The sequence below is a fragment of the Gemmatimonadaceae bacterium genome (genome assembly GCA_019752115.1).
Classification (GTDB): domain Bacteria; phylum Gemmatimonadota; class Gemmatimonadetes; order Gemmatimonadales; family Gemmatimonadaceae; genus Gemmatimonas.
Window position 1 is genome coordinate 1 of the sequence record JAIEMN010000024.1, and the last position, 20,147, is coordinate 20,147.

The 20,147-nt window shown below is 67.7% G+C and carries 13 protein-coding genes; 5 read left to right on the plus strand and 8 right to left on the minus strand.

The window, feature by feature from the left end; genetic code table 11:
• Positions 1-1,723: DPP IV N-terminal domain-containing protein (locus tag K2R93_12735; protein ID MBY0490700.1), on the minus strand; the 1,723-nt coding region annotated here is incomplete at its 3' end.
• 78 nt (positions 1,724-1,801) lie between these two features.
• Complete coding sequence (locus K2R93_12740; GenBank protein ID MBY0490701.1) at positions 1,802-3,610, minus strand: alkaline phosphatase family protein; 1,809 nt, start codon at positions 3,608-3,610, stop codon at positions 1,802-1,804.
• A gap of 63 nt (positions 3,611-3,673) precedes the next feature.
• Here K2R93_12740 and K2R93_12745 point away from each other — a divergent pair, with 63 nt between their 5' ends.
• The 3 genes from K2R93_12745 to K2R93_12755 all read left to right on the plus strand — a co-directional run bounded on the left by K2R93_12745 (position 3,674) and on the right by K2R93_12755 (position 8,638).
• The gene (locus tag K2R93_12745) at positions 3,674-4,813 is read left to right on the plus strand and encodes a TonB-dependent receptor plug domain-containing protein (protein MBY0490702.1); all 1,140 of its coding nucleotides are present in this window, start codon (positions 3,674-3,676) and stop codon (positions 4,811-4,813) included.
• Between the two features lie 2 nt (positions 4,814-4,815).
• Positions 4,816-5,229, plus strand: a complete 414-nt coding sequence (locus K2R93_12750) for a hypothetical protein (GenBank protein ID MBY0490703.1) — start codon at positions 4,816-4,818, stop codon at positions 5,227-5,229.
• Positions 5,230-5,326: 97 nt separating this feature from the next.
• Positions 5,327-8,638 carry a hypothetical protein gene (locus K2R93_12755; protein ID MBY0490704.1) on the plus strand — a complete coding sequence of 1,104 codons (3,312 nt, stop codon included), beginning with the start codon at positions 5,327-5,329 and terminating at the stop codon, positions 8,636-8,638.
• Positions 8,639-8,786: 148 nt separating this feature from the next.
• On the opposite strand, the gene K2R93_12760 is transcribed toward K2R93_12755, so the two are convergent.
• Together K2R93_12760 and K2R93_12765 are read right to left on the minus strand one after the other, a co-directional pair.
• Positions 8,787-12,047 (minus strand): hypothetical protein, encoded by a 3,261-nt coding sequence (locus K2R93_12760; GenBank protein MBY0490705.1) that lies wholly within the window; start codon positions 12,045-12,047, stop codon positions 8,787-8,789.
• Between the two features lie 77 nt (positions 12,048-12,124).
• Positions 12,125-13,342 (minus strand): NADP-dependent isocitrate dehydrogenase, encoded by a 1,218-nt coding sequence (locus tag K2R93_12765; protein ID MBY0490706.1) that lies wholly within the window; start codon positions 13,340-13,342, stop codon positions 12,125-12,127.
• Between the two features lie 300 nt (positions 13,343-13,642).
• Between K2R93_12765 and K2R93_12770 the strand changes: the two genes are divergently transcribed.
• Positions 13,643-15,829 carry a carboxypeptidase-like regulatory domain-containing protein gene (locus K2R93_12770; protein MBY0490707.1) on the plus strand — a complete coding sequence of 729 codons (2,187 nt, stop codon included), beginning with the start codon at positions 13,643-13,645 and terminating at the stop codon, positions 15,827-15,829.
• A gap of 12 nt (positions 15,830-15,841) precedes the next feature.
• Here the strand turns inward: K2R93_12770 and K2R93_12775 are convergent, their stop codons facing one another.
• Genes K2R93_12775 through rpsP form a run of 4 tightly spaced genes read right to left on the minus strand, consistent with a single transcriptional unit; the run spans position 15,842 to position 18,022 of the window.
• Positions 15,842-16,354 (minus strand): asparaginase, encoded by a 513-nt coding sequence (locus K2R93_12775; GenBank protein ID MBY0490708.1) that lies wholly within the window; start codon positions 16,352-16,354, stop codon positions 15,842-15,844.
• On the minus strand, positions 16,351-17,154 hold the full coding sequence (gene trmD / locus K2R93_12780; protein MBY0490709.1) for a tRNA (guanosine(37)-N1)-methyltransferase TrmD: 804 nt from the start codon (positions 17,152-17,154) through the stop codon (positions 16,351-16,353). The genes K2R93_12775 and trmD overlap by 4 nt, the downstream gene beginning before the upstream one ends.
• A 24-nt stretch (positions 17,155-17,178) precedes the next feature.
• Entirely contained in the window at positions 17,179-17,679 is a 501-nt protein-coding gene (rimM, locus tag K2R93_12785) for a ribosome maturation factor RimM (protein ID MBY0490710.1), read from the minus strand.
• Between the two features lie 28 nt (positions 17,680-17,707).
• Entirely contained in the window at positions 17,708-18,022 is a 315-nt protein-coding gene (rpsP, locus tag K2R93_12790; protein MBY0490711.1) for a 30S ribosomal protein S16, read from the minus strand.
• A gap of 334 nt (positions 18,023-18,356) precedes the next feature.
• Here rpsP and ggt point away from each other — a divergent pair, with 334 nt between their 5' ends.
• Positions 18,357-20,081: a gamma-glutamyltransferase gene (gene ggt / locus K2R93_12795; protein ID MBY0490712.1), complete on the plus strand. Its 1,725-nt coding sequence runs from the start codon at positions 18,357-18,359 to the stop codon at positions 20,079-20,081.
• The last annotated feature ends 66 nt before the right edge of the window (positions 20,082-20,147 follow it).

The following is a 20,147-nucleotide window of genomic DNA, read 5'->3' on the forward strand; positions in this document are numbered from 1 at the left end:
CTGCTGCGCGCGCGCTGTCGCGCGGCGCGGCCGGCGCCGCGGCACTGTCGCGCGCCACGCGCGCCGTTTCGTCATCGCTCTCCGGCAGCAGCGGCGACGGCTCCCCCTTGGCGAGCACCATCAGGTACAGCGAGCGCGTCTCCGGCTTGTCATACGCCGACATGTCGAGCAGCGACGAATGCAGCCCCACGTTCGTGGACGCCATGAACCACAGGTACTTGCCGCTGGCATCCCACGCCGGCATCTCGGCGTCGGCGAGACCATCGGTGAGCTGCTGCACCTTGGCGGTTTCCGTGTCGTACACATAGAGCGCACGCATCAGCGACTTGAGGCGCTTGGGGTACGCGATGTAGCGCGAATCGGGGCTCCACACCGGGATGATCGAACGGTCGGCCATGAAGTACGGATCGGCATCCGCCACCTTGGCGGTGCCGGCAGCCACATCGACCAGCCACATGCGGAAGTGCGTGTCCTGGAAGGCGATGTACTTGCCATTCGGGGACCACGCGGGGTAGTACGGGCGGCTCGGGTCGGACCAGACAATCGTGCGCGCGACGCCGAGGCCGTCCTGCGGCGCAATCACCAGCTGGTACTCGCCGCTCTTGTCGCTGAAGTACGCCACCGACTTGCCGTCGGGGCTCCACAGCGGGGCGATCTCCGCCGACCCGCTGCTGTTGGTGAGGTTGCGAACATCCCCCTTCTCCGCCGGGATCGTGAAGATCTCCCCGCGCGCTTCCACCGCCGCGCGCTTCCCGGTGCTCGAGAGCGCAAGACTGCTGATGCGATTGCCCACGTCCTTCCACTGCGGCAGCATCCAGGGGAAGTCGCCCGCCGCGGTGATGGAGACGATCTTGTGCTGCCCCGTCTTCGCATCGAGTTCGTGCACGTACCCGCCCTGCTCGAAGACGACCGTGCTGCCGGCCGCATCGATCGACTTCACGTCGAAGTCAGTGAACTTCGTCACCTGCGCGAGCTTTCGCGCCTTGGTGTCGTAGCTCCAGACGTTCGACACGCCGTCCCGATCAGACAGGAAGTAGACGTTGTCGCCCACCCACACCGGATCCATTTCCTTTGAACCGGCGAACGGTGTGGTGTCGAGCGCGAAGCTCTTGAGGTCGAGAATCCAGATCGGCTTGTTCTGACCGCCGCGGTAGTTGCGGCGCTCTTCATCCCACGAGCTCGGCATGCGATAGGCCACGCGACCGCCGTCGGGCGAGATCTTCCCCTGATTGGCACGCGGCATCGGCATGGCGGTTTCCACGCCACCGTCCACCGGGACCATCCAGAAGCGCGGCGCCGCACTGGGCGCCCACGTCGCGCGCGGCGACGCAAACACGACGGACTTGCCATCGGGCGTCCACCCCTGCACCACGTCCGCCGACGGATGCCAGGTCAGTCGCTTGGGCTGCCCGCCTTCGACCGGCACCACGTAGACATCCGTGTTGCCACTGTACTCGGCGCTGAACGCGACCAGCTTACCGTCGGGCGAGAGCTTGGGGTTCTGCGTCTGCCCCTGGAAGGAGGTCAGCCGGCGGGCCGCCCCACCGGCACGGTCCACCACCCAGACATTGTTGGCGTAGGCAAAAGCGATGTGTCGGTCGCTGACGCTGGGCGTACGGAGGAGCCGGGTTCCCCCCTGCGCCGCGAGAGGAGAGAGCGCCGGGAGCAACGCGCAGCCGGCCGCGTACAGTGCCACACGCCGTGTGGCCGAGAATCGGGACATGACCATCACCGAAAGGAGGGAGACGGGCGCGCGCAGGCACGCCGTTCAAAGAGGCGCCGCTACGTTAGCGGGCGTGCGTCAGAAGGTCCACGGTACGCCGTCGCGGGCGCCGCGCACGGTGGTCTCGACCAGCGTTCTCGCCCAGCGCTCGGTGGACCCGTCGGCCCGCCGGCGGATCCCGTCGGCCCGCACCTGTACCAGGTAGGACTCCCCGGGTGTCAGATCGATGAGCCGGAGATCCCGTGCCGGAATCGCCCAATCGCGACCATCGTGGGAGCTGATCCATCGCGTCGCCGGTAGGGCCGTCGTGGCCATGAGCCGATCGCCCCGCGTCTGTCGAAGCGCCACCTGCAGCCACAAGGAGTCGGTCGGCAGGGGGCGGACGCCGTCGGCCACGCGCACCACCAGGAGCGGCGTGGTGTCGCCCCACACCGCGGGGAGCGTTGGCCAGCGGCTGGCGGTGAAGCGATCGGCACGCAGCATGGGCGCGGTCGCCACGCGAATCCAGGACCGGGGGGTGCCGGGGGCCAGCAGATCATCGAACCCACCGAAGCGACGGCGCACCGACATGGCGAGCTCGTCGGGCATCTCCTGGAAGTTCGTCATGACCACCCCCAGCGCATTGGTCGCCGACAGGGCGCCGTGGGTGCCGCCGAGCGGGCGCAGGCGGTTGGTCACCGACACGAAGCCGAGCCCGACGCGATAGCGATCGTCGAGCGACACGAGAATCGGTGCCGGATTGCGGGTCGCCTCCAGATGGCCGTGCACAATGCGCACAACGGCGGCGGGGTAGTTGTCGGCCGCCGTGTAGCGCAGCCAGGTGTCGGCGTCAGCGCCGCCTTCACCGAGGACGCCATCGCGCCGCATGCGCGCCACGGCGCTGTCGGCTCGCAGCGGGTCACCGGTGATGGGCTCGTACGCATAGCGCAGCGCGTCCGGCGCCCCGCTGGTACGAACGCGGGCCCGCCCCCGATCCGAGTCCACCTCGAACAGCGTACGACTGAGGCGGCGCGTCACGAGGTCCACTCCTTCGAGGCGGGCGATCACCCGCGACACGCGCTCCGTGGAATCCGGATCGCAGAAGACGCCGAAGCCGGTGGTGACACCATCCACGCTGAAGGCCACGTCGTTGGGCGCCTGCAGCGACTTGCTGGTCACGAAGCCGCGCGCCTTGAGCCCGTCCACGATGGGGAGAAACGTCGCGTCCCGCGCGCGATTGTGCCCGTGATCGGAGAGCAGCACGATCTCGAGCGGGCGCCCGGTGCGCTGCCGATACGCCTCCTGCAGCGTGGCGAGCGACTGATCGAGATACGCGAGATACTCGGCGATGTCGCCACGCGTATGCTGCAGGGCGTCCGGACCGACGTTGTAGATGTACACCGTGCGTCGGCCGCGGGTGCTGAGCACGGTCCGCATATCGGTATCGACCTCGCGGCGGGCGACCGGGGCCGAGATCAGATACGCACTGAGGTGATGGAATTTCGCATCGAAGGCGGCGTCCATCCGCTGCTCGTATTCGATCGGCCGGATCGCATCGAGCGGATCGCCGAGCACGGCGTTTTGCCGCAGGCTGTAGAAGACGCGCTGGTAGCCATCGGGCGGCTGCACGCCGAAAATGGCGTGCCAGGCGATATCGCTGATCGACGGAAAGGTCGAGATGAGCCGCCCCGGCGGGCGAAAGTCGCGGAATAGCCCGCGCTGTCGCGCCGTCTGGATATCCCGGTAGTCCACACCATCGAGCGCCAGCACCATGCGGCGCGGCAGGGTCTCGTCTCCGGCGCCCGTTGCGGCGGTGGGTGTGGCTGATCGACACGCCGCCAGCCCGCCCACCGGCAGCAGGCGACACAGGGCATGGAAAAGCTTGCTCGTACCGAGGGGCGCAGGCATCTATTCATCAATTACCCTCGTCGCGCACCCAGACAAGGTTCTGCCATGCTTCCCCGTCCCGTCATGGCTTCTCTCGTAAAGTGGCTGGCGCCGTGCTTCGGCCTCGCCCTCGCGTCCGCCCTGCCGGCGCAACCCGCCGGCAAGGGGCTGATTCGCGGCATTGTCCGAACCGACGGCGATGCCACGCTGGAAGGCGCCCAATTGCGCCTGCTGTTCGGGTCCGTGCCCGTGGCGCGCACGGAAACCGATGAAAGCGGGGCATACGCCTTTGCGAAGGTGGCCGGCGGCGCGGCGCGCATCGAGGCCAAGCGCATCGGCTTCAAGCCGGAGACGCTGCACGTCTCGGTGTCGGAATCGGAGCCCTTGCTGCTCGACATCCGGTTGACCCGGGCGGCGACGGAGCTGTCTGCCGTGCGCGTGCTCGGGCGCCGCGAGATCAATGGCCCCATGGCGGGCTTCTACAAGCGGCAGCAGACGGGCAGCGGGCGCTTCTTCAACTACAACGAGATCGCGCGGCGGAATCCGATCAACATGACGGATCTGCTGCGCAACGTGCCCGGCATTCGTATTGAAGGGCGCGGCCAGCAGAACTTCGTCCGCATTCGCGGCAATCGCTGCGCCCCGCTGGTGGTGCTCGACGGGCAAGCGCTGATGGCGGGCGAGGTCGATCTCGACGCCTGGGACCCCAAGTCGTTCGACGGTATCGAGGTCTACAGCGGCCCCGCGGCCGTCCCGGTCGAGTTTCAGCGCAATCAGCGCATGAGCAGCTCCTGCGGCACCATCGTGCTCTGGACGCGGATGCCCGAGCCGCGGGAACCCAGGCGCAAGAAGGGCGACCTCTCACCGGCGGCGCGCATTGCGGCCATGCTGGAGGAGGGGAAGACGTTCCTGCCCACCGAGGTGGATCGTGCGGCCAGCCCCGACTCGTTCAATCTGATCAAGCCGCTCTATCCGGACTCGCTCTTTTCGGAGGCGGTGGGCGGGCGGGTCGTGGCCGAGATCGTGATCAACACGTCGGGGGAGCCGATCATGGAGACCTTCAGCGCCGTCACGACCACGCACCGGAGCTTTGTCGAGCCGGTGCGGCGCGCGCTGCGCGAACAACGCTTCACCCCGGCGGTGCGCCGCGGTAGCGTTGTGCAGCAGGTGCTGCAGCTCCCCTTCGAATTCGTCCCCGACTCCACGGCCCGTCGCCGTCGCTGACTGTGCGCGCTCTCCTCGTTCTCTCCGCCACGTCCCTGTTCGCCGCTACCCGCCTCTCGGCGCAGGCGCTGCAAAGCATCGGCAGTACCTCGGCCGGAACGCCGGTCATGCTCGAGCCCAAGTCGGTAAGCCGTGCCAACGGCATCGTGACGGCGACGGTGCGGGTGCGCCTGGTGCCGCCGCTCAAGGCCGCCGAAGGGGAATTGCGGAGCTCACGCACGATCGCGATGTACGACTGCGCCAAGCACACGGTCGCCACCAAGGAATCGTGGTATTACCTCGATGACGCCGGCACCAAAGAGGGGATGCACAAGGTCGTGAAGGTCCCCGGCTATGGCCCGGTCTTCAAGGGCAGCTTGGCCGACGTGGCGATGACCTATCTCTGCGCGCCGGCCGCGCCCCCCGCCAAGAAGTAGCGGGCCCGCCCGTCAGGGCTCTCCGCACGGCGAACCCGTTCGACGCGCTGTACACTTGGGGATACTCCCGCTCCATATCCCCAAGCCCCTCTGGCCCATGCCAGCCATTCTGCCCCGGTGGCCGCTGTTCGTCGCGGCCGCTGCCCTCGCCCTGCCGGCCGCCACGGCGGCCGCTCAGGGCGCCGCCGATTTCAGCGCCATGCACTGGCGCGCCATCGGTCCGACCCGCGCCGGCCGCGCCCGCGCCCTCGCCGGCGTGCCCACGCAACCCAGCGTCTTCTACGCCGGCTTCGATAATGGCGGCGTCTGGAAGACCACCGACTACGGGTCGAACTGGTTCCCGCTGTTCGACAGCCAGCCCACCGGGTCCATTGGCGCCATCGCCGTGGCGCCGTCGAACCCGAACATCGTCTACGTCGGGAGCGGCGCCGGGATCATTCGCCCCGACCTCGCCGTCGGCGACGGCATGTACAAGAGCACCGACGCCGGCAAGACATGGACGCATCTGGGGCTCCGTGAAACGCAGATGATCGCGAATGTCGACGTCGATCCGAAGAACCCGGATCGGGTCTTCGTCGCCGCGCTGGGCCATCCGTACGGCCCCAACAGCGAACGCGGCATCTTCCGCTCGCTCGATGGCGGCAAGACGTTCGAGAAGGTGCTCTACAAGGACGAGTACACGAGCGCGAACGATGTGCGCATCGATCCGCAGAACCCGAACATCGTGTACGCGTCGCTCTGGCAGCAGCAGCAGAGCTTCATCGAAGGTCAGGGCTTCGGCAGCGGCGGTAACGGCATCTTCAAGAGCACTGACGGCGGCACCACGTGGAAGCAGCTCACGGTGGGGCTCCCCAGTGTGCTGCAGGCCAACATCGCCCTCGCCCCGGGCAAGTCGAACGTACTCTATGCCATGGTCGCGTCGGCGCCGCCGGCCAATGCCCCGGCGGGCGCCTCCGGCCCGGTGCAGTTCTACCGCAGCGATGACGCCGGTGAGCACTGGTATCTCGCGGTGAATGGGCCCAACGCGCCGGCCGGCGCGCCGCCCAAGATCGTGGACAACCGCCCGGTGGGGCGCATCGGCGGCGGCGACCTGCCCACCATCACGGTGGATCCGTCCAACGAGAACGTGGTGTACAGCGCCAGCACCGTCATGTGGCGCACCGAAGACGCCGGTCAGACATGGAGCGCCGTGCGCGGGGCACCGGGCGGCGACGACTATCAGAAGATCTGGGTGAATCCGAACAACCCCGATCTCATTCTCGTCGTAGCCGACCAGGGCGCGGTGGTGTCGGGCAATCGCGGCCAGAGCTGGAGCAACTGGTACACGCAGCCCACCGCCGCGATGTACCACGTGACCACCGACAAGGACTTCCCGTACCGGGTGTGCGGTGGTCAGCAGGACTCGGGTTCCGCGTGCGTCGCCAGTCGCTCCGACGACGGGCGCATCACCTTCCATGACTGGCATCCGGTCAACATTCAGGAGTACGGATACGCCGCGCCGGACCCGCGCAATCCGAACATCGTGTTCGGCAGCGCGCGGACCAATGTGTCCAAATACGACCGCAGCACCGGCCAGACCGTGAACGTGGGCCCCGATCTCTCGCAGCGCGGCCCCAAGGGGGAGAACTACGGGCGCAACGTCCGCACGATGCCCCTGCACTTCTCGCCCGCCAACGACGGCGTGCTCTTCTACGCCAGCAACGTCGTGTGGAAGTCGCTCGACCGCGGCCAGAGCTGGACGCGCATCAGCCCGGACCTGGCGCGCCAGGATTGGGCGGTGCCGGCCAACGCCGGGAAGTACGCGGCCAGTGTGAAGCCTGCGCCGGCCGGCGCTATCACCGCACTGGGGCCGTCGGCCCTCGATGTGAACGTGCTCTGGGCCGGTACCGACGACGGCAACGTGCAGGTCACCATGAACGGCGGCCTGTCGTGGAAGGACGTGACGCCGGCGGCGATCAAGCCCTGGACGCGCATCTTCAACATGGAAGCCGGGCACTTCGACACGAAGACCGCCTACATCGCCGCTAACACGCTGCGCCTTGATGACCTGCAGGCGCACTTCTATCGCACGCACGATGGCGGCGCCACGTGGACGGAGATCTCCACCGGCCTGCCGAACAACGCGCCGGCGAATTCCATCCGCGAAGATCCCAAGGTGAAGGGGCTGCTCTACGGCGCCACCGACACGCAGGTGTGGGTCTCCTTCGACGACGGCGATCACTGGGAGTCGCTGCGCATCGACATGCCGGCGATCTCGGTGCGTGACCTCGAGGTGAAGGATGACGCGAGCTGCCTCTGCAGCGATCTGGTGGCCGGTACGCACGGCCGCGGCTACTACATCCTCGACAACATCACTGCGCTCCGGCAGATGGCGAGGGCGCGCCAGCAGGTGGCGGCGGGCAAGCCGTATCTGTTCACGCCGGCCACCGCGGTGCGCGTGCGCTTTGCGGTGAACGACCCCACCCCGTGGCCGCCCGAAGTGCCGGCCGGTGAAAGTGCGCCCAATGGCGCGTTCATCGACTACGCGCTGCCGAGCGGCTACACGGGCCCGGTCACGCTCGAGATCCTGGATGCCACGGGGAAGCTCGTGCGCTCGTACCGGAGCACCGACAAGCCGTTCAGCCCGCACCCGTACTCCGAGCGCGACAAGTACAACGAGATCTGTAAGAAAACGCCGAGTGCGCCGTATTGCGGCCTCCCGCTCTACTGGCCCGGCCCGACGCAGTGGCTGAGCAACGAGCCCGGCGTGCATCGCTTCGCGTGGGATCTGCACTTTGATCCGGTCACGCCCGAAGACGCCATTCCGCAGGGCGATGATGACGCAACCGGCGCGGTGCCGGGGCGTACGCTCCCCGTGGTCAACGCCCCGTGGGCCCCGGCCGGTCGCTATACCGCCAAGCTGACGGCGGGCAGCGTGGTGCTCTCAGCACCGTTCACCCTCAAGCTCGACCCGCGCGTGAAGACCGCCCCGGCGGCACTCGCGCAGCAGGCCGCGCTGAGCGTGGAGATGTATCGCGGCGCGGTGGCCACCCATGCGGCCTTCGTGCAGGCGCGCGCGCTGGCCAAGCAGCTCGAGGGCATGAGCGGCGCCGACGTGGATGCGCTCAAGGCCAAGCTCGAAGAGGTCGCGCCGGCGTCGCAGACGCAGCGCGTCCGTCGCCGGCGCGGCCCCGGCGGTGGCGCCGCGGCTGGCCCGTCGCTCGAAACCGTTTCGAACGCGATGCTCGCCGCCGCGATGGCGATGCACAATTCCGACACCGCACCGACCGCCGTCCAGGTCGCTGCCTGCACCGCCGCGCGGAAGCAAGGCGCCGAGGTGATGCCGAAGTGGGACGCACTCAAGCGTGACGTCGCGGCAGCGAATGCCAAGCGAAAGGCTTCCGGCGAGGCGCCGATTGAGCTGCGGTAGCTGAGATCGCCGGAACAGCACGCACAGAGAACACAGAGGGTTGGAGAACACAGGGGCCCGCTTCGGATCGTTTCGAAGCGGGCCCTGTGTCCTCTGTGGCTCTGTGTTCTCTGTGCGATCAGTTCAACCCAACCATCCGCTCACTTCACTACGGCACGATACGCGCCGGCGCCCCACCCTTGTCGACGATCTTCGGCAATCCCTTGCCTTCGAGCGTCTGGTTGAGCGACGGCAGCTCCGCCTTGAGCAGCGCGTCGAGCGCGCGAATGGCCGCCTGATTCTCGGTCGTGAGAATCGACTGCACTTCCACCGCCTGGTTCGTGGGCTTGAAGTCGCTGACCGCGATGCCGTTCGAGAGATAGCCCATCTTGCTGATGAGCTTCGACCCGAAGCGCACCCCGTCCTGGCCGCCGCCGGTCTGCCGCAGATCGACCAGCTTCATCTCGGCATCGATCAGCTTCGCATCGAGGGCACGCATCTGGCGCACCGCATCGGCGTCGGCGAGCCGCTGCACCTGCTGGAGCTGGAGGCGCACCGTCTCGACGCGGGCCACGGCCACGGCCGCATCATCCAACTGCTGCTTGAGCCCCTGGAGCGAGCGGACCTGTTCGGCAATCTCGGCCACGGTGCCCGCGCTGTTCGGGTCCTTGCGGACCTCGAACGTCTGGGTCTGCACCTGCCCATCCACCGTGAGCCGCGCCGTGTACTGCCCCGGCGGCATCAGGATGGACAACCGGTTGGTGCCGGGCGCCACGCGCCCCTGCGGGCCGGGAACGATATGCTCGGCGTACAGGGGACTCGTGAAGAGCCGCACTTCCATGCTGGGCTCATCGCGCAGATCCCAGGCGAGACGATTCATCCCCGCCGCATTCGGGCCCCGCAGCGTGCGGACCAGCTTCCCGCTGGCATCGAGAATCTCCAGCGAGGGCACCGCCTTGGCGGGCGCCTTCAGGAAGTAGTTGATCGTGGCCCCGTACTCCGGGTCCTCGCCGGCCGTGGGATCATCGTACGTCGTGCTCGGTGCCGTGATCGGGCGATAGCGGTACGCCGCGCGCACCGGAAACAGATGCGCGGACTTCGCGAGCACCGCGGCATCGAGCTGCTGCAGCCACCCGATGTCGTCCATGATCCAGAAGCCGCGACCATAGGTGGAGATCACCAGATCGTTGAAGTGCTCCTGCACCACGATCCCCGACACCGGCGCATGCGGCAGGTTGTTCTGGAGCGGGATCCAGTGATCGCCACTGTCGTACGTCACATAGATCGCGTTCTCGGTGCCGAGGTACAGCATGCCTTTGCGGACGGGATCCTCGTACACCACCTTGGCATAGGAGAGCTGACTCACCGGAATGCCGGTGACGACTTTCACCCACGTCTTCCCGAAATCCGTGGTGCGATAGACGTACGGATTGCGGTCGTTCTCCTGGTGCGCGTCCACCGTGATCCATGCCGTGCCGGCATCCCATTTGGACGGCGCGAGCGAACGGACCGAGCCCCACGACGGAATGCCCGGGATGTTGGCGGTCACATTCGTCCACGTGGCGCCGTTGTCGCGCGAGAGTTGGACCAGGCCGTCGTTGGTGCCGACCCAGAGCAGCCCCTTCTGCTTGGCCGACTCGGCGATCCCGTATACCACGCCCGAGTACTCCACACCGATGTTGTCGCCGGTGAGTCCACCGGAGCTCTCCATCTTCGTGCGGTCATTCCGGGTGAGGTCGGGGCTGATCTCCTGCCAGCTCTGCCCGCCATCCGTGGAGCGGTGCACGTGCTGACTGCCGGTATAGAGCGTGTTGTGATCGTGCGGCGAGATCAGGAACGGCGCATCCCACACGAAGCGATACTTGAGATCCTTGGCCGGCCCGTTGAGCTGCTGCGGCCACACCTCGACGTTGCGGAACTGGCGACGGGCTTCATCGAAGCGCACCACGATGCCGCCCACCATGCCGGACCCCGACGCCGTGCTCCAGATGATGTTCGGGTCAACCGGATCGGGGGTGGCCCAACCACTCTCCCCACCACCCACGGAGTGCCACATCCCGCGTGAGATCCCGGCCGAGCGACCGCCCTGCACGCGACTGTTGCTCGGCCCGCGATAGCTCGGCTCGTCCTGCTTGTTGCCGTACACATTGTACGGAATGAGGTTGTCTACGGTGACGTGGTAGATCTGCGCGTTGCTCAACCGCTGCCGGAACCACGTCCGTCCACGGTTCTGCGTGATGGAGAGCCCCTGGTCGTGCGCCACGATCTGCCGATTGGCATTCGTGGGATCGATCCAGATGTCATGGTGATCGCCACCGGGCGCCTCCTGCCCATTCACCGGCAGGAGCGTGCGCCCGCCGTCGATGGTCTTGGAGTAGCCGGCGGTGAGGAAGTACGCCTCGTTGTCGTTGTCGGTGGCCACCGCCATGCGCGAGTAGTAGTGGGCTCGCCCCATGGCGTTGCGATCGCGTGTCATGAGCTGCCAGCTGTCGCCGAGATCGTCGGTGCGCCACAGCTGCCCGCTTTCGGTGGCCTCGCCGTTGTTGGGGACCCCGTCACCGGTCTCGATGAGCGCGTAGTAGCGCGAGGCGTTCGAGCGCGCCGAGGCGAGCGTCACCTTGCCGACCGGTTTGACGGGCAGCCCGTTGCCGCGCAAGCGCGTCCAGGTCACTCCGCCGTCGGTGCTGCGGAACAGCCCACCGCCGGGGCCACCACTGAACCGGCCCCACGTATGAATCACCATCGTCCACATGCCCGCGAACATGATGCGCGGATTGGCGGGATTGATGGCGAGGTCGGAGCAGCCCGTGTTCTCGTCGATGAACAGCACGCGCGTCCACGTCGCCCCACCATCAGTCGTGCGGTAGATGCCGCGCTCCTGCTGCGGGCCGTACAGCGTGCCAAGCGCGCACACGACCACCACATCCGGATTGGTGGGATGGATGATCACCTTGCCAATGCGGCCGGTCTTCTCGAGCCCCATGAGCTGCCAGTGCTTGCCGGCATCCGTGCTCTTGTAGATCCCCTGGCCCAGGGAGATGTGCGAGCGGATGTGCGGTTCGCCGGTGCCGGCCCACACGACGTTGGGATCGCTGGGCGCAACCGCGAGTGACCCGATCGACTGCACGGGCTGATCGTCAAAGATCTCATCCCAGTGCACACCCCCATCGGTGGTCTTGTAGATGCCGCCGGACGCGGCACCCACGTAGTAGGTCAGGGGGTCACCGGGGACGCCGACGGCCGCACTGAAGCGGTTGCCTTCGGGGCCGATGTGGCGCCACGCGACACCGCGCAGGTGCTCGGCGGACACCGCCGGGGCAGCGGCGTCGGCTGGCGCCGGCTTGGGCGTGGAACGTTGGCCACTCGCGGCGCTGGGCAGCGCCACCACGAGGGCGAGGGGGAGGAAGCGTCGAACAGCAGCGGGATGCATGACGGCCCCGGGATGGAGGAAGCTCTACGCTACCTCCATCGGCCGAGGCCGTCAAAGAACCACGCGCTGCCGCGGGATCAGGCCATCTTGGCCTGCAACCGCCGGTCGATCGCGTCGAGGAACGCCTCCGTATGCAGGTACGGGGTGTCCTTCGAAATGAGGATCGCGAGATCCTTGGTCATCTCACCCGCCTCGACCGCCTCGATGCACACCGCTTCGAGCGTTTCGGCGAACTTCACCACGGCGGGCGTGCCATCGAGCTTGCCGCGATGCATCAGGCCGCGCGTCCAGGCGAAGATGCTCGCGATGGGGTTCGTGGAGGTCTTGTTCCCCTTCTGGTGCTCGCGGAAGTGGCGCGTCACGGTGCCGTGGGCGGCTTCGGCTTCCATCGTCTTGCCATCGGGCGTGAGGAGCACGCTCGTCATGAGGCCGAGCGAGCCAAAGCCCTGCGCCACGATGTCCGACTGCACGTCGCCGTCGTAGTTCTTGCAGGCCCACACGTAGCCGCCTTCCCACTTGAGCGCCGAGGCGACCATGTCGTCGATGAGGCGGTGCTCGTACGTGATGCCGGCCTTCTCGAAGTCGGCCTTGAATTCGGCGTTGTACACGTCTTCGAAGATGTCCTTGAAGGCGCCGTCGTAGGCCTTGAGGATCGTGTTCTTCGTGGAGAGGTACACCGGATAGTGGCGCTGCAGGCCGTACGTCAGGCTCGCGCGCGCGAAGTCGCGGATGGAATCGTTGAAGTTGTACATCCCCATCGCCACACCGCCGTCCTGGCCGAACTTGGCGACTTCCATCTGCATGGGCGCGCTGCCATCGGCCGGCGTGTAGGTGATGGTCACCGTGCCGGGGCCGGGCACCTTGAAGTCGCTGGCCTTGTACTGGTCGCCGTGCGCATGACGGCCCACGACGATGGGCTTGGTCCAGTGCGGCACGAGGCGCGGGATGTTCGAGATGATGATCGGCTCGCGGAAGATCACGCCGCCGAGGATGTTGCGAATGGTGCCATTGGGGCTCTTCCACATCTTCTTGAGCCCGAACTCCTTCACGCGCGCTTCGTCGGGCGTGATAGTGGCGCACTTCACGGCCACGCCATGCTTCTTGGTGGCCTCCGCGGAATCGATCGTGACCTGGTCGTTCGTCGCGTCGCGGTGCTCGATGCCGAGATCGTAGTAGTCGAGCTGCACGTCGAGGTACGGCAGGATCAGCTTGTCCTTGATGAACTGCCAGATGATGCGCGTCATCTCGTCGCCGTCCATCTCGACGACGGGGTTCACAACCTTGATCTTGGCCATCGGTGCCGAGGAGTGGCTGGTGGTGAGCGGGTGGCCCGCCCAAGGGCGAGCCGGAGCCGACCGCCAGCGGCCGGAGCCGCGGCGGCGGGATGCGCGGAAGATGGGCGCGGTACCGGAGGCGGACCAGTGCCACGACGGGCAAAGGCGCGGACGCCGGTTACGGCATGCAGACGGCGCCGCGCGGTCGGCTGCGGCGCGGCGGTGACGTCGTGCCAGCCCGGTCTATTCCCGTCGGTTTCACGCGCAACCGCGTGTCATCGCGCGTCTTGCGCCGCTTCGCCTCGCGGCGCAGCGTGGGGGATGCGCTGGTCCCTCCCGCCCGCTGTCCGCCGTGCTGCCGTGGTGTGCGCCCTGCTCGCGCCGTGGCCCGCCGGTGCGCTCATCGCGCAGACGCTGCGTGGCACTGTCGTGCGCCCGGACGGTGCGCCGGTCGCCGGGGCCATCGTGCTGGCCGTGCGCAACGGGCGCGACTCGGTGCGCACCATTACCAGCGCGCGTGGGCTCTTTGCGCTGTCGGTGCGCGTGGCCGGTACGTATGCGATCACGGTGCATCGCATCGGGTACCGCCCGACGATTGGCCCCACGGTGTCGCTCACCGCCACCGAGACGCCAGACCTCCGGATCGTGACGACGTCCGAGGTCATCCAGTTGGGCACCATCACCGCCACCCGCGGCCGCAGCTGTCGCGGGCGCACCGATGAGGACGCGGTCGCCGTGGTCTGGGAGGAAGCGCGCAAGGCGCTCGAGGCGTCCACGCTCGCGGCCGAAGCGGGGCCCATTACGGGCCAGTGGATCGAACATCGCGGGACGCTTGCCCCCGATCTACAGGTGGTACGAGAACAGGCCATCGTAGTGCGCGAGCAGCCCACCCTGCAGGTGTTTCGCAGTGTGGCGCCGCAGGATCTGGCGACCAACGGCTTCACGACGCAGGGCGGTGACACCCTGGCGTACTTCGCGCCCGACCAACGGGTGTTGCTCTCTCCCGAGTTTGCGGCGAGCCACTGTTTTGGTCTCGAAGCGTCGGCCGGGGACTCGCTCATCGGTATCACCTTCACGCCGCGTGAGCCGCCGCTGGGCACGCGCACGGACATCACCGGCGTCGTATGGCTGCATCGCCGCAGTGCCGAACTGCGCCGGGTGGATTTCGAGTACGTGGGCGCCGTCGAGGCGGCTGCGCTCCCGCAGCGCGCGGGATCGGTGCGCTTTGCGCGGCTCGACGATGGGCGCTTCGTCGTGACCGGCTGGCGCGCGCGCCTGCCGCTCTTCACCGTGCGCCCCGGGCGCGTGGTGCCCGGCATGACGCGCATTGTGCGCCATGACACGCTCGTCCGCGCGGTCGCCGAAACGGGTGGCGATGTCCTCACCCTCGCCAACGGACCCGCGGTCCTCTTCCGGCAGCCGGCGCCGATGGCGCTCGTTCAGCTCGAGCCCGGACGTACGGGTCCATCCTTCAGCGGCGCGGAAGTCCTGGTGGCCGGCACGAATGTCGTGGCGAATGTGGACGCCACGGGGATCGCGCGGATCGGTCCGCTCCCCGTGGGGCGCTACGCGGCCACTGTGAAGGTGCCCGCCTATGACACGCTTGGCATCGAGCCGCTGTCGATCACGGTGAAGGCGGCGCTCGCGCCGGCCATCGATACGCTGGTCCTTCCCCCGGTCGCGACGCTCTTCGCGGGGCTCTGTGGGCGCGAAGCGGAGGACGGCGCGCTGCTCCGCGGCACCGTGCGGAACGCCGATGGCGAACGGGTTCGCGGCGCCCGCGTGCTCCTGAGCTATCTGCGCACCGACGCGCGCGCCATTCGCAGCGGGGGCTTCGCGCTCAAACCGGAGAGCCGCAAGACCGGCAGCGACATCCTGGGCGACTGGCGCTTCTGCGGCGTGCCACGCGGCACCGACGTGGTGCTAGCCATCGAAGGGCCCGACGGCGGTGCGGTGCGCGAGCGGTTCCGCATAGACCCAGCCCGCATGACCCTGCGACGCGACGCCGTCCTCATTCCCGGCACCGAGCGCCGCGCCACGCTGGGATTCGACGGCCCGACCAACTCCGTGGACTCGCCGACCAACATCGCGCTCGCCGGCCGCAGCGTGCTGGGCGAATTCGACAGCCGTCATCAGCGCGGCGAGGCCACCCAAAGCCTGTCGCGCCAGCAGATCCTCGATCGGCGCTTCGTCCAGACGTGGCAGGTGATCTCGGCGTTGCGCGCCGTGCGCGTCTACCAGACGCGCGAGGGCACGTTTGCCATGAGCGGCCGCAGCAACCTGCCGTCGCTGCGCACGGTGGGCGCAGCCTGCCCGTTCACCATCGTGCTCGATGGCATCACGATGGTGGCCCGCAACAGCAACGGCGTGGATCTGAATGAACTCCCGGCTCCGGAGCGCCTGCATGGCGTCGAGCTGTATGCCGGCGGGACGCGCTTGCCGGCGCTCTACGCGTCGCTGGCGGGTGCCGGGTTCTGCGGCGTCATCGGTCTCTGGACCGAGCGCTAGCGACGCGGCGCGCTACGCGCCGGGTGCCGGATCGATGAGGTCTTCAAAGACGCCGACGTCGCGATTCTTCCGCACCTGCCCGGCCGGGAAGCAGCGCCCATTCATGGCGAGATACACCCCCGGCGGCAGCGCCTGCACGAAGCTCAACGCGCTCCCGAGGTTGAACAGCCCGTCGGAGCTGCCAAAGGCGTAGGGGACCATGGCGCCGGTCAGCACGATGGTCTTCCCGGTGATCTCGGCAGCGAGCACCTGCGCCGTTTCGGCCATCGTGTCGGTGCCGTGCGTGATCACGATCTGCGACTCGGTCGCCGCCCGGCACGCGGCCACCACCTTCTGCCGATGCGCCTGCGTCATCTCGAGCGAGTCGATCATGAGCAGCACCTCGACCTGCACGTCGAGCATGCAGCGCCCGCGGCGCAGCATCTCGGGGAGATGCGTCTCCTCGAAGTGCAGCGTGCCGGTGAGTTCGTCGTACTCCTTGTCGAACGTGCCCCCGGTAACGAAGACGCGGACCGGCTGGTTCATGACGCCTCCGGAGATTTCGGGATTGGGCGTCCCTTGCGACGCGCCTTCTTCGCGGCCTTTTCGGCAGCCTTGCGCTCTGCCTCGGCGATGATTGCTTCGCGCGCCGCGATCTCGCGTTCACGGTGGGCCCACGCGTCGCGATCACGCGCCTCGGCCTCGCGCGTCCGCCGCAGACTTTCGGCGTCGCGCCACGCGGCCACCTTGGCGTGATCGCCGCTCATGAGGACATCGGGGACCGATACCCCGCGGAACTCGGCCGGCCGCGTATAACTCGGCGCGCTGATGCCGCGATCGTAGAACGAGTCCGTGCGGGCGCTTTCGAGATCGCTCATCGCGCCGGGGAGCAGTCGCACCGTGGCATCGACAATGGCGAGCGCTGCCGGTTCACCGCCACTCAGCACGAAGTCGCCAAGCGACAGTTCCTCGGTGGCGAGATGCGACGCCACCCGTTCGTCGATGTCCTTGTAGTGCCCGCAGAGCAGCGTGAGCTCGCTGCCATTCGCAAAGCGGACCGCATCGGCGTGTGAGAAACGGCGGCCACGCGGGGACAGCAGGACGATCGGGCTCGTGGCGCCGAGCGATTCCACCGCCTCGAAGAACGGACCGGGCTTCATCACCATCCCCGGCCCACCGCCGAAGGGGTAGTCATCCACGGTGCGATGGCGATCGTGCGTGAAGCTGCGCAGGTCCACCACGCGGTACTCGACGCCCCCCGCCGCCGCGGCCTTCGCCGGAATGCTCAGCGCGAGCGGTCCGGCAAAGAACTCGGGGAAGATGGTGACGATGTTGATGCGCAGCATGCGGGCTCCGTCGCTGGGCGGCGGTCAGCCGTCGAGCAGGCCGTCGGGGGGCGTGATCACGATCGTGCGCGATTCCTCATCGACCGACTGCACGAAGTCGTCGTGCCACGGCATGAGCGGACGGCCGGTGGCCGTTTCGATCTCGATGATATAGCCCTGCGGCGCATCGTACACATCCCGCACCGTGCCCACGACGCCCTGCCCTTCGACGGCCACCGTCATACCGATGAGATCGCCGACATAGATCTCGTCGTCGCCGGCGTCGGGGAGGTCGGCCGCATCGCACAGCAGGGCGCGCCCGCGCCAGCTGTCGGCGACATCACGGTCGGTGATCTCCCGCACGCGCACGAGCCAATCCTTGTTCATCGGCCGCCCGTCCTCGATGTGCAGCGGCTCGAGCGGCTCGATGAGATTGCCCTTGCGGTCGCCCGCATAAAGGACGGCGCCGGATGCGAAGATCGCATCCGGCGCGTCGGTCACCGATTCGACGGCCCAGGCGCCGCGCACACCATGCGCGCGACGCACCGTGCCGACCACGATGTATTCAGCCAGCTCAGGCCTCGCCGGCGGGCATGGCCACGGCCTGCGCCTGCAGCTTGGCAGCCAGACGGGCTTCGTGACGGGCCTTGAGGATGCCGGCACGACGGAGGAGCGAACGGACCGTATCCGTCGGCAGCGCGCCGACGTTCAGCCAATGCTCGACGCGATCGGCCTTGAGGTTGATCGCGTTCTCACCGCTGCGGGGCTGGTACTGCCCGATGATCTCGATGAAACGGCCGTCGCGCGGGCTCTTGGAGTCGGCGACCACGATACGGTACATGGGGGTCTTCTTCCGCCCTTCACGGCGGAGACGGATCTTGACGGCCATCTCGGATCTCTCGGAACAGTGGGGTCTAGACAGGCGAAGGCCGAGGGCCGACGCCTGAGTGCGGGTTCCTCGCGCGACCGGCGATTCCGGTGCGCACCCGGCCGCCCGGGCCTGATCGGCTTGGGGGCAGCCTTTAAGCGTAAACAAGGCTTGGCCTTGTGACAATACGTGGCTGATCAGAATTCCGACCTCGGGCTTCTGGGTTCCGGCTCTGACGGCTGGTTTCCCAGAGACCGAAGTCCGAGGCGGGACTGTTTCTGAGGTCGGAGGCCGGATCTATCGGCAGCGCGGGCTGGTGTCGTACCGTATGATCCCCGGACTTCTACCCCTGCCCATGCTCTCACTCCAGAACTCCTGGCGCCGCGGTTCCGCCGCCGCCCTCGCCCTGCTCGCGCTTCCGGCCACCGCCCAGCCGCCCGCCTCCCAGCCCCCCGCGCCCAAGGCGGCGGTCGAAGCCGAGCATGGCATGGTCGTCTCGGCCAGCGCCATCGCCAGCCAGGTCGGGGCCGATGTCCTTGCCAACGGCGGGAATGCGATCGACGCCGCGGTCGCGACCGGCTTTGCCCTGGCGGTGACCTACCCCACCGCCGGCAACATTGGCGGCGGCGGGTTCATGGTGATCCGCTTCCCCGACGGGAAGGCCACCACGATCGACTTCCGCGAAAAGGCGCCGGCGGCCGCGACGCCCACGATGTTCACCGACTCCACTGGCGCGTACTCGAGCCGCATACACCACAATTCGTATCGCAGCGTGGGCGTCCCGGGCACCGTGGCCGGGTTCGACTACGTGCAGAAGAAGTACGGCAAGGTGTCGTGGGTGAAGCTCGTCGAACCGGCCGTGAAGCTCGCCGGTGAGGGCTTCGATGTGCCGATGGGGCTCGCAGCGTCGTTGAGCGGCGCCCGGACGCGCCTGGCGCAGTACCCGGCCTCGCTCGCCGCGTACTACAAGAACGGCCAGCCCTATGTCGCCGGCGAGAAGATCGTGCTGGGGGATCTCGCCAAGACGCTCACCCGCATCCGCGATGCGCGCCGCGACGGCTTCTACAAGGGCACCACGGCGCAGCTCATCGCTGCCGACATGCAGAAGCACGGCGGGCTCATCACCGAGGCTGATCTCGCCGCGTATCAGCCGGTAGAGCGGCAGCCGGTGCGCGGCAGCTTCAAGGGCTACGACATCATCGCCATGGGCCCGCCCAGCTCGGGTGGACCGGCGATGATCGAAATGATGAACATCCTCGAGGGCTTTGACCTCAAGGCCGCTGGTCCGAGTTCCCCGCAGTACTACCACTACCTCGCCGAGAGCATGCGGCGCGCGTTCCGCGATCGCGCCATCTACCTGGGCGACCCCGACTTCACCAAGCCGCCCATCGCGAAGCTCACCAGCAAGAACTACGCAGCCGAGCAGCGCAAGACGATCGATCCCCGGAAGGCGTCGCCCTCCAACCCGGCCGATGTGAATGTTGGCGGCGAGAGTGATCACACCACGCACTACTCGGTGGTGGACAAGGACGGTCTCGCCGTCTCGGTGACGTACACGCTCGAGTCGGGCTACGGACTCGGCGCCGTCGTCGAAGGCGCCGGCTTCCTGCTCAACAACGAGATGGGCGACTTCAACGGCAAGCCGGGCGTCACCGACACGACGGGGCTCATTGGCACCGCGCCCAACATCGCACAGCCGGGGAAGCGCATGCTCTCGAGCATGACGCCCACGATCATCGCCAAGGACGGCAAGCTCGTCGCCGTCGTCGGCAGCCCGGGTGGCCGCACGATCATCAACACGGTGATGGAAGTCGTGCTCAACCTGCTCGCCTTCGACATGCCGATTCAGGACGCCGTGAACGCGCCGCGCATTCACCATCAGTGGCTGCCGAATGTGCTGACCGTGGAGCGCAACGGCATTCCCCAGGCGACCATCGATGCCCTCACCGCTATGGGCCACACGGTTCGCGTGGGTGGCCAGCAGGGGACGGCGCACTCCATTGCGATCGACGCCAAGACCGGCAAGCGCCTCGGGGCGGCTGATCCGCGGGATCGCGACGCCGGAGCGCGCGGGTACTGACGAGCGTGCAACGTTGAGATCGCAGGAACAGCTCGCACAGAGGACACAGAGTCACCGAGAACACTG